General features: G+C 58.2%; 11 protein-coding genes. All 11 read left to right on the top strand.

Features of this window, described 5'->3' with window-relative positions:
* Positions 1-2 precede the first annotated feature (2 nt).
* The 11 genes from rsmH to ACT3IC_RS05765 are packed head-to-tail and all read left to right on the top strand — an operon-like array spanning position 3 to position 13,065.
* Entirely contained in the window at positions 3-944 is a 942-nt protein-coding gene (gene rsmH / locus ACT3IC_RS05815) for a 16S rRNA (cytosine(1402)-N(4))-methyltransferase RsmH (protein ID WP_103178263.1), read from the top strand.
* On the top strand, positions 941-1,306 hold the full coding sequence (gene ftsL / locus ACT3IC_RS05810; protein WP_103178264.1) for a cell division protein FtsL: 366 nt from the start codon (positions 941-943) through the stop codon (positions 1,304-1,306). The genes rsmH and ftsL overlap by 4 nt, the downstream gene beginning before the upstream one ends.
* 15 nt (positions 1,307-1,321) lie before the next feature.
* A complete protein-coding gene (locus ACT3IC_RS05805) occupies positions 1,322-3,088 on the top strand; it encodes a peptidoglycan glycosyltransferase FtsI (protein WP_473476650.1) in 1,767 nt (588 codons plus the stop codon).
* Positions 3,075-4,562 carry a UDP-N-acetylmuramoyl-L-alanyl-D-glutamate--2,6-diaminopimelate ligase gene (gene murE, locus ACT3IC_RS05800; protein WP_103178266.1) on the top strand — a complete coding sequence of 496 codons (1,488 nt, stop codon included), beginning with the start codon at positions 3,075-3,077 and terminating at the stop codon, positions 4,560-4,562. Before ACT3IC_RS05805 ends, murE begins: the two co-directional genes overlap by 14 nt.
* On the top strand, positions 4,559-5,917 hold the full coding sequence (gene murF, locus ACT3IC_RS05795) for a UDP-N-acetylmuramoyl-tripeptide--D-alanyl-D-alanine ligase (RefSeq protein WP_156653914.1): 1,359 nt from the start codon (positions 4,559-4,561) through the stop codon (positions 5,915-5,917). Before murE ends, murF begins: the two co-directional genes overlap by 4 nt.
* Entirely contained in the window at positions 5,911-6,993 is a 1,083-nt protein-coding gene (gene mraY / locus ACT3IC_RS05790) for a phospho-N-acetylmuramoyl-pentapeptide-transferase (protein ID WP_103178268.1), read from the top strand. Before murF ends, mraY begins: the two co-directional genes overlap by 7 nt.
* Positions 6,994-6,995: 2 nt before the next feature.
* Entirely contained in the window at positions 6,996-8,312 is a 1,317-nt protein-coding gene (gene murD, locus ACT3IC_RS05785; RefSeq protein ID WP_103178269.1) for a UDP-N-acetylmuramoyl-L-alanine--D-glutamate ligase, read from the top strand.
* Positions 8,312-9,556, top strand: a complete 1,245-nt coding sequence (gene ftsW, locus ACT3IC_RS05780) for a cell division protein FtsW (protein WP_039030375.1) — start codon at positions 8,312-8,314, stop codon at positions 9,554-9,556. Before murD ends, ftsW begins: the two co-directional genes overlap by 1 nt.
* A complete protein-coding gene (gene murG / locus ACT3IC_RS05775) occupies positions 9,553-10,617 on the top strand; it encodes an undecaprenyldiphospho-muramoylpentapeptide beta-N-acetylglucosaminyltransferase (RefSeq protein WP_103823248.1) in 1,065 nt (354 codons plus the stop codon). Before ftsW ends, murG begins: the two co-directional genes overlap by 4 nt.
* A 59-nt stretch (positions 10,618-10,676) precedes the next feature.
* On the top strand, positions 10,677-12,152 hold the full coding sequence (gene murC / locus ACT3IC_RS05770) for a UDP-N-acetylmuramate--L-alanine ligase (protein ID WP_214421618.1): 1,476 nt from the start codon (positions 10,677-10,679) through the stop codon (positions 12,150-12,152).
* Entirely contained in the window at positions 12,145-13,065 is a 921-nt protein-coding gene (locus tag ACT3IC_RS05765) for a D-alanine--D-alanine ligase (RefSeq protein ID WP_103178272.1), read from the top strand. Before murC ends, ACT3IC_RS05765 begins: the two co-directional genes overlap by 8 nt.

Here is a 13,065-nt window from a genome sequence, read left to right as displayed (position 1 = left end):
ATATGATGGAAAATTATAAACATACGACGGTGCTACTGGATGAGGCCGTCAATGGCCTGAATATTCGTCCTGATGGCATCTATATTGATGGCACTTTTGGCCGGGGTGGCCACTCACGTTTAATCCTCTCCCAACTGGGCGCGGAAGGCCGTTTGCTGGCGATCGATCGCGATCCGCAGGCGATTGCGGTGGCAAAAACTATTGATGACCCACGCTTTTCTATCGTTCATGGTCCTTTCTCCGCGCTGGCTGATTACGTCAGCGAGCGCGATTTAACCGGCAAGATCGACGGCATTCTTCTCGATCTTGGCGTCTCCTCACCGCAGCTTGATGATGCTGAACGTGGCTTCTCCTTTATGCGCGACGGTCCGCTGGATATGCGTATGGATCCGACGCGCGGCCAGTCCGCCGCCGAGTGGCTGCAAACGGCTGATGAAGCGGATATCGCCTGGGTGATCAAAACCTTCGGCGAAGAGCGTTTTGGCAAGCGTATCGCGCGCGCCATCGTTGAGCGCAACCGCATTGAGCCGATGACCCGTACCAAAGAGCTGGCTGAAGTGATCGCGGCGGCAACGCCGGTGAAGGATAAGTACAAACATCCCGCCACCCGTACTTTCCAGGCAATTCGCATCTGGGTGAACAGCGAGCTCGAGGAGATCGAGCAGGCGCTGAAAAGTTCGCTTGGCGTACTCGCGCCGGGTGGTCGCCTGTCGATTATCAGCTTCCACTCGCTGGAAGATCGCATCGTGAAGCGTTTTATGCGCGAGCAAAGCCGTGGTCCGCAGGTGCCGGCCGGGTTACCGATGACGGAAGAGCAGCTCAAAAAGCTGGGGGGCCGTCAGCTGCGCGCATTGGGCAAGTTAATGCCGGGCGAGGCAGAAGTGGAAGAGAATCCCCGCGCCCGTAGTTCAGTGCTGCGCATTGCAGAAAGGACGAGTGCATGATCGGCAAAGTGGCAGGCACCTTAAGCAAGGTCAAAGAGACGTTAGGCAGCAACGAGCGTCATGCGTTGCCGGGCGTGATCTGGGACGATCTGTTGCGTTTCGGCAAGCTGCCACTGTGCCTGTTTATTTGCATCATTGTGTCGGCGGTCACCGTTGTGACCACCGCTCACCATACCCGTTTGTTAACGGCGCAGCGCGAACAGCTGGTGCTGGAGCGTGATGCGCTGGATATCGAGTGGCGAAATCTGATCCTCGAAGAAAATGCGCTCGGCGATCACAGCCGGGTGGAACGGATCGCAACGGAAAAGCTGCAGATGCAGCATGTTGATCCCTCTCAGGAAAATATCGTAGTACAAAAATAAGGAAAAACGCGACGCATGAAATCCGCGGCGAAGGCGCTAAAACCAAAACGTCAGGAAGAACAGACCAGCTTTATCAGCTGGCGTTTTGCGTTGCTGTGCGGCTGCATTTTACTGGCGCTGGGTTTCCTGCTGGGACGCGTGGCGTGGCTGCAGATCATTGCCCCCGACATGCTGGTGCGCCAGGGCGATATGCGCTCTCTGCGCGTTCAGGAAGTCTCGACATCGCGTGGCCTGATTACCGACCGTTCTGGTCGTCCGCTGGCGGTCAGCGTACCGGTAAAAGCGATCTGGGCGGATCCTAAAGAGCTGCATGACGCTGGCGGGATCTCACTGGATAACCGCTGGAAGGCGCTATCGGATGCGCTGAAAATGCCGCTCGATCAGCTGGCCGCTCGCGTCAATGCTAACCCGAAAGGGCGCTTTATCTATCTGGCGCGTCAGGTAAACCCTGACATGGCCGACTACATCAAAAAGCTGAAGCTGCCCGGCATTCACCTGCGTGAAGAGTCGCGTCGCTACTACCCGTCCGGGGAAGTGACCGCCCACCTGATTGGCTTTACCAACGTCGACAGCCAGGGGATTGAAGGCGTTGAGAAGAGTTTCGATAAATGGCTGACCGGTCAACCGGGCGAGCGCGTGGTGCGTAAAGACCGTTATGGTCGCGTGATTGAAGATATCTCTTCAACCGACAGCCAGGCGGCGCACAATCTGGCGTTGAGTATTGACGAGCGTTTACAGGCGCTGGTCTACCGTGAGCTGAATAACGCCGTCGCCTTTAACAAAGCGGAATCCGGCAGCGCCGTGCTGGTGGATGTCAGCACCGGTGAAGTGCTGGCGATGGCCAACAGCCCGTCTTACAACCCGAACAATTTTACCGGCACGGCCAAAGACGCCATGCGTAACCGTGCCATCACCGACGTCTTCGAGCCGGGTTCCACGGTGAAACCGATGGTGGTGATGACCGCCCTGCAGCGCGGTATCGTCAATGAAAATACCGTGCTGAATACCGTGCCTTACCGCATCAACGGTCACGAGATCAAAGACGTGGCGCGTTACAGCGAATTGACCCTCACCGGGGTTTTACAGAAGTCGAGTAACGTTGGTGTTTCTAAGCTGGCGTTAGCGATGCCGTCCTCAGCGTTAGTAGAAACTTACTCACGTTTTGGGCTGGGAAAGGCGACCAATTTGGGGTTGGTCGGAGAACGCAGTGGCTTATATCCTCAAAAACAACGGTGGTCTGACATAGAGAGGGCCACCTTCTCTTTCGGCTACGGGCTAATGGTAACGCCGTTACAGTTGGCGCGTGTCTATGCAACGATTGGCAGCTATGGCGTCTATCGCCCGCTCTCAATTACCAAAGTTGATCCCCCGGTTCCCGGTGAGCGTATCTTCCCGGAATCGATCGTCCGTACCGTCGTTCACATGATGGAAAGCGTGGCGCTGCCCGGCGGCGGCGGCGTGAAGGCGGCGATCAAAGGCTATCGCATCGCCATCAAAACCGGTACGGCGAAAAAAGTCGGGCCAGATGGCCGCTACATCAATAAATACATTGCATATACCGCAGGCGTTGCGCCTGCGAGTAATCCGCGTTTTGCGCTGGTGGTCGTCATCAACGATCCACAGGCGGGTAAATACTACGGTGGCGCCGTTTCCGCGCCGGTCTTCGGTGCCATCATGGGCGGCGTACTGCGCACCATGAACATCGAGCCGGATGCGCTGGCAACGGGCGAGAAAAGTGAATTTGTAATTAATCAAGGCGAGGGAACAGGTGGCAGATCGTAATTTGCGCGACCTTCTTGCTCCGTGGGTAACAGGCTTACCTGCGAGAGAACTGCGAGAGATGGTACTCGACAGCCGTGTGGCTGCCTCGGGCGATCTTTTTGTGGCAGTCGTAGGTCATCAGGCGGACGGGCGTCGCTATATCCCGCAGGCGATAGCGCAAGGTGTTGCTGCCATTATTGCTGAGGCAAAAGATGAGGCCACTGACGGTGAAATCCGTGAAATTCACGGCGTGCCGGTCATCTATCTCAGCCAGCTGAATGAACGTCTCTCTGCGCTGGCGGGACGTTTTTATAACGAACCTTCTGACCGGTTGCGTCTGGTTGGCGTGACCGGCACTAACGGTAAAACCACCACCACGCAGCTGATGGCGCAGTGGGCGCAACTGCTGGGTGAAACCAGCGCGGTAATGGGTACCGTGGGCAATGGTCTGCTGGGCAAAGTGAACCCAACGGAAAATACCACCGGCTCTGCCGTTGACGTACAGCACGTGCTGGCCGGTCTGGCGGGGCAGGGTGCGACCTTTGCGGCGATGGAAGTCTCTTCTCACGGGCTGGTACAGCACCGTGTCGCGGCGCTGAAATTTGCCGCCTCTGTGTTCACTAACCTGAGCCGGGATCACCTCGACTACCATGGCGACATGGAGAACTACGAAGCGGCGAAATGGCAGCTCTATGCCACGCATCACTGCGGTCAGGCGATTATCAACGCCGATGACGAAGTGGGTCGCCGCTGGCTGGCTAAACTGCCGGATGCCGTTGCGGTCTCCATGGCCGATCGTATCAACCCGAACTGCCACGGCCGCTGGCTGAAGGCCACCGACGTGACCTATCACGATAGCGGCGCGACCATTCGCTTTGCCTCGAGCTGGGGCGAGGGCGAAATCGAAAGCCGTCTGATGGGGGCGTTCAACGTCAGCAATCTTCTGCTGGCCCTCGCGACCCTGCTGGCGCTCGGCTATCCACTGGCGGAACTGCTCCGTACCTCCGCGCGCCTGCAGCCGGTTTGTGGCCGCATGGAAGTCTTCACCGCCCCAGGCAAACCGACGGTGGTGGTGGATTATGCCCACACGCCGGATGCGCTGGAGAAAGCGCTGGAAGCCGCGCGCCTGCACTGCGCCGGTAAACTGTGGTGCGTCTTTGGCTGCGGCGGCGATCGTGATAAAGGCAAACGTCCGCTGATGGGTGCCATTGCTGAACAGTTCGCGGATATCGCGGTCGTGACCGATGACAACCCGCGCACCGAAGAGCCGCGCGCCATCATCAACGACATTCTGGCCGGTATGCTGGATGCGGGCCGTGCCCGTGTGGTGGAAGGCCGCGCAGAAGCGGTGACCAACGCCATCATGCAGGCTAACGAGAACGATGTGGTGCTGCTGGCCGGTAAAGGCCACGAAGATTATCAGATTGTCGGCACCAACCGTCTGGATTACTCCGACCGTGTAACCGCGGCGCGTCTGCTGGGAGTGGTGGCATGATCAGCGTAACGCTAAGCCAGCTTGCGACGATCCTGCGCGCAGACGTCAGCGGCGATGAGATGAGTTTCGATGCGGTGACCACCGACACGCGTAAAATCACTCCCGGCTGCCTGTTTGTGGCGCTTAAGGGTGAGCGTTTCGATGCCCACGATTTCGCCGAACAGGCGAAAGCCGCCGGGGCAGGTGCGCTGCTGGTAAGCCGTAAACTGGATATCGACCTGCCGCAGGCGGTGGTAAAAGATACCCGTCTGGCGTTTGGTGAACTGGCGGCATGGGTTCGCCAGCAGGTTCCGACGCGCGTTGTGGCGCTGACCGGCTCCTCTGGTAAAACGTCCGTTAAAGAGATGACGGCCGCCATCCTCACCCAGTGTGGCAATACCCTCTATACCGCAGGCAATCTGAACAACGATATTGGCGTACCGATGACGCTGCTGCGTCTGACCCGCGAGCATGAGTTTGCGGTAATCGAACTCGGTGCCAATCACCAGGGTGAAATCGCCTGGACCGTTAGCCTGACGCAACCGGAAGCGGCGCTGGTGAATAACCTGGCGGCGGCGCACCTCGAAGGCTTCGGCTCGCTCGAAGGCGTGGCAAAAGCGAAGGGCGAGATCTACACCGGCCTGCCGGCCAACGGTATCGCCATTATGAATGCCGATAATAACGACTGGCTGAACTGGCAAAGTGTTATCGGGGATCGCAAAACCTGGCGCTTTTCGCCTAATGCCGCGAACAGCGACTTCACCGCCAACAACATTCACGTGACCTCTCACGGCACCGAATTTACGTTGCAGACCCCAACGGGGAATGTGGAGGTGCTGCTGCCTCTGCCGGGTCGCCACAACATCGCCAATGCCCTGGCGGCGAGTGCACTGGCGATGGCCGTCGGCGCGCCGCTGTCTGCTATCAAAAGCGGGCTGGCAAACCTGAAAGCCGTTCCCGGACGCCTGTTCCCGATCCCGCTGGCGGAAAACAAACTGCTGCTGGACGACTCCTACAACGCCAACGTCGGCTCCATGACTGCCGCCGTACAGGTGCTGTCTGAGATGCCTGGCTATCGCGTGATGGTGGTTGGCGATATGGCCGAGCTGGGCGATGAAAGCGAAGCCTGCCACCAGCAAGTGGGTGAGGCGGCAAAAGCCTCCGGTATCGATCGCGTGTTAAGCGCGGGACATCTCAGCAATTTTATCAGCCAGGCCAGCGGCGTCGGTGAGCATTTTGCCGATAAAGCGGCGTTGATCGCTCGCCTTAAGGCACTGGTTGCAGAACAACAAATTGTGACAGTTTTAGTGAAAGGTTCACGCAGTGCCGCCATGGAAGAGGTCGTGCACGCTTTACAGGAGAACGGGACATGTTAGTTTGGCTGGCCGAGCATTTGGTCAAATATTATTCCGGCTTTAACGTCTTTTCCTATCTGACGTTTCGCGCCATCGTCAGCCTGCTGACTGCGCTGTTCATCTCATTGTGGATGGGTCCGCGCATGATTGCCCGTCTGCAAAAACTCTCTTTCGGCCAGGTCGTGCGTAACGACGGTCCGGAATCACACTTCAGTAAACGCGGTACGCCGACCATGGGCGGCATTATGATCCTCACCGCGATTGTGGTGTCGGTGCTGCTGTGGGCTTACCCGTCAAACCCGTACGTCTGGTGCGTGCTGGTGGTACTGGTGGGGTACGGGATTATCGGTTTTGTTGATGACTACCGCAAAGTGGTGCGTAAAGACACCAAAGGTCTGATCGCCCGCTGGAAATATTTCTGGATGTCGGTGATTGCACTGGGCGTGGCCTTCGCGCTCTATCTGGCAGGAAAAGACACCCCGGCCACCGAGCTGGTGGTGCCGTTCTTTAAAGATGTCATGCCGCAGCTGGGCCTGTTCTACATCCTCTTGTCCTACTTTGTGATTGTCGGTACCGGCAATGCCGTCAACCTGACCGACGGCCTGGATGGCCTGGCCATTATGCCAACCGTCTTTGTCGCAGCGGGCTTTGCTCTGGTGGCGTGGGCGAGCGGCAACATGAACTTCGCCAGCTATCTGCATATTCCTTATCTGCGTCACGCCGGTGAGCTGGTGATCGTCTGCACGGCGATTGTCGGCGCAGGTTTAGGCTTCCTGTGGTTCAACACCTACCCGGCGCAGGTCTTTATGGGGGACGTCGGTTCTCTGGCACTGGGCGGCGCGCTGGGCATTATCGCCGTGCTGCTGCGCCAGGAGTTCCTGCTGGTGATCATGGGCGGTGTGTTCGTGGTTGAAACCCTGTCGGTGATCCTGCAGGTAGGCTCCTTCAAGCTGCGCGGTCAGCGCATCTTCCGGATGGCACCTATCCATCACCACTATGAACTGAAAGGCTGGCCGGAACCGCGCGTCATCGTGCGCTTCTGGATTATTTCGCTGATGCTGGTGCTGATTGGCCTGGCAACGCTGAAGGTACGTTAATCATGGCAGATTACCAGGGTAAAAAAGTCGTTATCATCGGGTTAGGCTTAACCGGCCTCTCCTGCGTGGACTTTTTCCTCGCGCGGGGCGTGACGCCGCGTGTGATGGACACGCGTGTCTCTCCGCCTGGTCTGGATAAACTGCCGGAACAGGTTGAACGCCACCTTGGTGGTCTGAATGATGACTGGCTGCTGGCAGCCGATCTGATTGTGGCCAGCCCCGGTATGGCGCTGGCGCACCCTTCACTGAGCGCCGCGGCCGATGCGGGCGTTGAGATTGTCGGTGATATCGAGCTGTTCTGCCGTGAAGCGCAGGCGCCTGTTATCGCCATTACCGGCTCTAACGGAAAAAGCACCGTCACCACCCTGGTGGGTGAGATGGCGAAAGCGGCGGGCAAAAATGTCGGCGTTGGCGGCAACATTGGTTTGCCGGCGCTGATGCTGCTGGACAAAGGCTGCGAGCTGTACGTACTGGAACTCTCCAGCTTCCAGCTGGAGACCACCTCCAGCCTGCATGCAGCCGCGGCCACGATCCTGAACGTGACCGAAGATCATATGGACAGGTATCCGTTTGGTCTGCAGCAGTATCGCGCAGCCAAACTGCGTATTTACGAAAATGCGAAAGTCTGCGTCGTTAACGCCGATGATGCCCTGACCATGCCAGTACGCGGCGCTGATGACCGCTGCATCAGTTTTGGTATCACCATGGGTGATTATCATCTGAACCGGCAGTTGGGTGAAACCTGGCTGCGGGTGAAAGGTGAGAAAGTGCTGAACGTGAAGGAGATGAAGCTTTCCGGTCAGCATAACTACACCAATGCGCTGGCGGCGCTGGCGCTGGCGGATGCCGTCGGTCTTCCACGTTCCTCCAGCCTGCAGGCGTTAACCACCTTTACCGGACTGGCGCACCGTTTCCAGCTGGCGCTGGAGAATAACGGGGTACGCTGGATCAATGATTCCAAAGCCACCAACGTCGGCAGCACCGAAGCGGCGCTGAACGGCCTGCACGTCGACGGCACTCTGCATCTGCTGCTGGGTGGCGACGGTAAATCTGCCGATTTCACCTCCCTGAAGCAGTATCTCTCCGGCGATAACATCCGTCTCTACTGCTTTGGTCGTGACGGCAGGGAACTGGCTGAACTGCGTCCTGAGATTGCCGAGCAGACCGAAACCATGGAACAGGCAATGCGCCTGATTGCCCCTCGCGTGAAGCCGGGCGATATGGTGCTGCTCTCTCCGGCCTGCGCCAGCCTCGATCAGTTTAAGAATTTCGAACAGCGGGGCGATCTCTTTACCCGCCTGGCGAAGGAGTTAGGCTGATGCGTTTCTCTCTCCCTCGCCCAAAAATGCCGCGCCTGCCAGGATTTGGCATCCTGGTCTGGATCTCGTCGGCATTAAAAGGCTGGGTCATGGGCTCCCGGGATAAAGACTCCGATAGCCTGGTGATGTACGACCGCATGCTGCTCTGGCTCACGCTGGGGCTGGCGGCGATTGGTTTTATTATGGTGACCTCGGCATCGATGCCTGTCGGGCAACGACTGGCGAACGATCCTTTCCTGTTTGCCAAGCGTGACGGGCTCTACATCATCCTGGCGTTCTGTCTGGCGATGGTGACCCTACGCCTGCCAATGGCGTTCTGGCAGCGCCACAGTACCGCCATGCTCATCGCCTCGATCGTGATGCTGCTGATCGTGCTGGTGGTCGGGAGCTCGGTGAACGGGGCATCGCGCTGGATTGCTTTTGGCCCGCTGCGTATTCAGCCGGCGGAATTTACCAAGCTGTCGCTCTTCTGCTATCTCGCCAACTACCTGGTGCGTAAGGTGGATGAGGTGCGTAACAACCTGCGCGGCTTCTTAAAACCGATGGGCGTAATTCTGGTGCTGGCGGTACTGCTGCTGGCCCAGCCGGACCTCGGTACCGTGGTGGTACTGTTCGTCACCACGCTGGCGATGCTGTTCCTGGCGGGGGCGAAACTGTGGCAGTTCATCGCCATCATCGGGATGGGGATCTCCGCGGTCGTGCTGCTGATCCTCGCCGAGCCGTATCGTATCCGCCGCGTGACCTCTTTCTGGAACCCCTGGGAAGATCCGTTCGGCAGCGGTTATCAGCTGACACAGTCGCTGATGGCGTTTGGCCGCGGTGAAATGTGGGGCCAGGGGCTGGGGAACTCGGTCCAGAAACTGGAATATTTACCCGAAGCGCATACCGACTTCATCTTCTCCATTATTGGGGAAGAACTGGGTTATATCGGTGTGGTATTAGCGCTATTAATGGTATTCTTCGTCGCTTTCCGTGCGATGTCGATTGGCCGAAAAGCGCTGGTTATCGATCACCGTTTTTCAGGCTTTTTAGCCTGCTCAATCGGGATCTGGTTTAGCTTCCAGGCGCTGGTTAACGTAGGTGCCGCAGCAGGTATGCTGCCAACCAAAGGTCTGACGTTGCCGTTAATCAGTTACGGTGGTTCGAGTCTGTTGATCATGTCGACCGCCATTATGTTCTTGTTACGCATAGATTATGAAACGCGTCTGGAAAATGCCCAGGCGTTTACACGAGGTTCACGATGAATCAACCGAAGCGGTTAATGGTGATGGCGGGCGGTACTGGCGGGCATGTGTTCCCCGGGCTCGCGGTTGCGCACCATTTAATGGATCAGGGCTGGCAGGTACGCTGGCTGGGAACCGCCGACCGCATGGAGGCCGATCTGGTGCCGAAGCACGGGATTGAGATCGACTTTATTCGTATTTCTGGCCTGCGCGGCAAGGGGATCAAAGCGTTGCTGCTGGCGCCGGTGCGTATTTTCAACGCCTGGCGTCAGGCGCGGGCGATCATGAAGCGTTTTAAGCCGGACGTGGTGCTGGGGATGGGCGGTTATGTCTCCGGCCCAGGCGGACTGGCGGCGTGGTCGCTCGGTATTCCGGTTGTGCTTCACGAGCAGAACGGTATCGCGGGCCTCACCAATAAATGGCTGGCGAAAATTGCCAGCAAAGTGATGCAGGCTTTTCCAGGGGCATTCCCGAAAGCCGACGTGGTAGGCAACCCGGTGCGTGTTGACGTGCTGGCCCTGCCGTTGCCGCAGGAGCGACTCGTTGGCCGTGAAGGGCCGGTGCGGGTGCTGGTCGTGGGCGGCTCACAGGGCGCGCGCGTGCTGAACCAGACCCTGCCGCAGGTGGCGGCGAAGCTCGGCAGCGCGGTGACCATCTGGCATCAAAGCGGAAAAGGCGCGCAGCAAACGGTAGAGCAAGCTTATGCCGAAGCCGGACAGCCGCAGCATAAAGTGACCGAATTTATCGACGACATGGCGGCGGCGTATGCCTGGGCCGATGTCGTGGTCTGCCGCTCCGGCGCGCTGACGGTGAGCGAGATCGCCGCCGCTGGCTTGCCGGCGCTGTTTGTGCCGTTCCAGCACAAAGACCGTCAGCAGTACTGGAATGCGCTGCCGCTTGAAAAAGCCGGTGCCGCGAAAATTTTTGAACAGCCGCAGTTTACCGCCGACGCGGTCGCCACCACCCTGGCGGGCTGGGACCGGGAGACATTGCTGGCGATGGCGCAGCACGCACGTGCCGCCGCGATCCCGGATGCAACGGAGCGGGTGGCGAAAGAAGTGAGCCTGGCAGCCCAGGCGTAACCCTCGCAGCGCGTGTTGCGCTGCACGATTTTTTTGAAGTAGTCGATGGCGTTTAGAGAATGAATACACAACAACTGGCGAAACTGCGTTCAATCGTGCCCGAGATGCGTCGCGTCCGGCACATTCACTTTGTTGGCATCGGCGGCGCCGGTATGGGCGGTATTGCCGAGGTGCTGGCGAATGAAGGCTACCAGATCAGCGGGTCCGATCTGGCGCCGAACCCTGTTACGCAACAGTTGGCGTCGCTGGGTGCGACCATCTATTTTAATCACCGTCCGGAAAATGTGCTGGATGCGAGCGTGGTCGTGGTCTCCAGCGCCATTCCCGCCGATAACCCGGAAATCGTTGCCGCACATGAAGCGCGTATCCCGGTGATCCGCCGCGCGGAGATGCTGGCCGAGCTGATGCGTTTTCGTCACGGTATTGCCATTGCCGGTACGCACGGTAAAACCACCACCACGGCGATGGTCTCCAGTATTTATGCCGAAGCGGGTCTCGATCCGACCTTCGTGAACGGCGGCCTGGTCAAAGCGGCGGGCGTTCACGCTCGCCTCGGCAACAGCCGTTATCTCATCGCGGAAGCGGATGAGAGTGACGCCTCGTTCCTGCATTTGCAGCCGATGGTGGCGATTGTGACCAACATCGAAGCCGACCATATGGATACCTACCAGGGCGACTTCGAAAATTTAAAGCAAACCTTTATAAACTTTTTGCACAACCTGCCGTTTTATGGACGTGCGGTCATGTGCGTTGACGATCCGGTGATCCGCGAGCTGCTGCCGCGTGTCGGACGTCAGATCACCACATACGGTTTCAGCGAAGATGCTGATGTCCGCATAGAGAGCTTCAAACAGATTGGTGCGCAGGGTCATTTCACCCTGGCACGTCAGGATAAAGAGCTGCTGCATGTGACGCTTAACGCGCCAGGACGTCATAACGCCCTTAACGCTGCGGCAGCCGTTGCGGTCGCCACAGAGGAAGGCATTGACGACGAGGCGATTCTGCGGGCCCTGGAAAGCTTCCAGGGAACCGGGCGCCGTTTTGATTTCCTCGGCGAGTTTCCGCTGGAGGGGGTTAACGGCAAAAGCGGCACCGCGATGCTGGTGGATGACTACGGACACCACCCGACAGAAGTGGATGCCACGATCAAAGCGGCGCGCGCGGGCTGGCCGGACAAAAATCTGGTTATGCTGTTCCAGCCACACCGTTACACCCGTACCCGTGACCTGTACGATGATTTCGCGAATGTGCTCTCGCAGGTTGATACGTTGCTGATGCTCGAAGTGTACTCAGCGGGTGAGGCGGCCATTCCGGGTGCCGACAGCCGTTCGCTGTGCCGTACCATTCGTGGGCGCGGCAAGGTCGACCCGATTCTGGTCTCCGATCATGCACAGGCGGCAGCCATGCTTGCCCCAGTGTTGACCGGCAATGATTTGATTCTGGTGCAGGGGGCAGGAAATATCGGCAAAATCGCCCGTACACTGGCCGAAATCAAACTTAAGCCGCAAATTTCGGAGGAAGAGCATCATGGCTGATAAGATTGCGGTCCTCGCTGGCGGCACCTCGGCTGAGCGCGAGGTCTCCCTGAACTCTGGCGCCGCGGTGTTGGCCGGGTTGCGGGAAGGCGACGTTGATGCGCACCTGGTCGATCCGAAAGAGATCGACGTGACGCGCCTGAAAGAGATGGGTTTTGACAAAGTGTTTATCGCGCTGCACGGTCGCGGCGGTGAAGACGGCACGTTGCAGGGCTTGCTGGATATCATTGGCCTGCCTTATACCGGCAGCGGCGTGATGGCGTCGGCCATCTCTATGGACAAACTGCGCAGCAAGCTGCTCTGGCAGGGCGCCGGGTTACCGGTTGCGCCTTGGGTGGCACTGACACGCCGTGAATTTGAGCAGGGCCTTGACGCCAGCGTCACTGAACGTATTGCAGCGCTGGGATTGCCAGTGATTGTGAAACCCAGCCGTGAAGGCTCAAGCGTAGGAATGTCTAAAGTAGACGAAGCAGGCGATATATCATCTGCATTAGCGCTGGCATTTCAACATGATGAAGAAGTTCTGGTTGAAAAATGGCTAAGCGGACCGGAATTTACCGTTGCGATGCTCGGGGAAGAAATTTTACCGTCAATTCGTATCCAACCTGCCGGAACCTTCTATGATTATGAGGCGAAGTATCTCTCTGATGAGACGCAATATTTCTGCCCAAGTGGTCTGGATGCCGGGCGTGAAGCATTATTAAGCGCTCTGGTGCTAAAAGCCTGGCATGTTCTTGGCTGCCGTGGTTGGGGAAGAATCGACGTCATGCAGGATAGCGACGGGCAATTTTATCTGCTGGAAGCCAATACCTCACCGGGTATGACCAGCCACAGTCTGGTGCCGATGGCGGCTCGCCAGGCGGGAATGAGCTTCTCGCAGCTGGTGGTCCGCATTCTGGATCAGGCGGGCTGA

This window comes from Leclercia sp. GHBNCSD, assembly GCF_055805075.1.
This window is presented reverse-complemented; position numbering and strand designations above follow the sequence as displayed.

Coding starts and splice junctions, on each gene's coding strand:
- rsmH (WP_103178263.1), top strand. CDS start 3: ATGATGGAAAATTATAAACATACGACGGTGCTACTGGATGAGGCCGTC.
- ftsL (WP_103178264.1), top strand. CDS start 941: ATGATCGGCAAAGTGGCAGGCACCTTAAGCAAGGTCAAAGAGACGTTA.
- ACT3IC_RS05805 (WP_473476650.1), top strand. CDS start 1,322: ATGAAATCCGCGGCGAAGGCGCTAAAACCAAAACGTCAGGAAGAACAG.
- murF (WP_156653914.1), top strand. CDS start 4,559: ATGATCAGCGTAACGCTAAGCCAGCTTGCGACGATCCTGCGCGCAGAC.
- mraY (WP_103178268.1), top strand. CDS start 5,911: ATGTTAGTTTGGCTGGCCGAGCATTTGGTCAAATATTATTCCGGCTTT.
- murD (WP_103178269.1), top strand. CDS start 6,996: ATGGCAGATTACCAGGGTAAAAAAGTCGTTATCATCGGGTTAGGCTTA.
- ftsW (WP_039030375.1), top strand. CDS start 8,312: ATGCGTTTCTCTCTCCCTCGCCCAAAAATGCCGCGCCTGCCAGGATTT.
- murG (WP_103823248.1), top strand. CDS start 9,553: ATGAATCAACCGAAGCGGTTAATGGTGATGGCGGGCGGTACTGGCGGG.
- murC (WP_214421618.1), top strand. CDS start 10,677: ATGAATACACAACAACTGGCGAAACTGCGTTCAATCGTGCCCGAGATG.
- ACT3IC_RS05765 (WP_103178272.1), top strand. CDS start 12,145: ATGGCTGATAAGATTGCGGTCCTCGCTGGCGGCACCTCGGCTGAGCGC.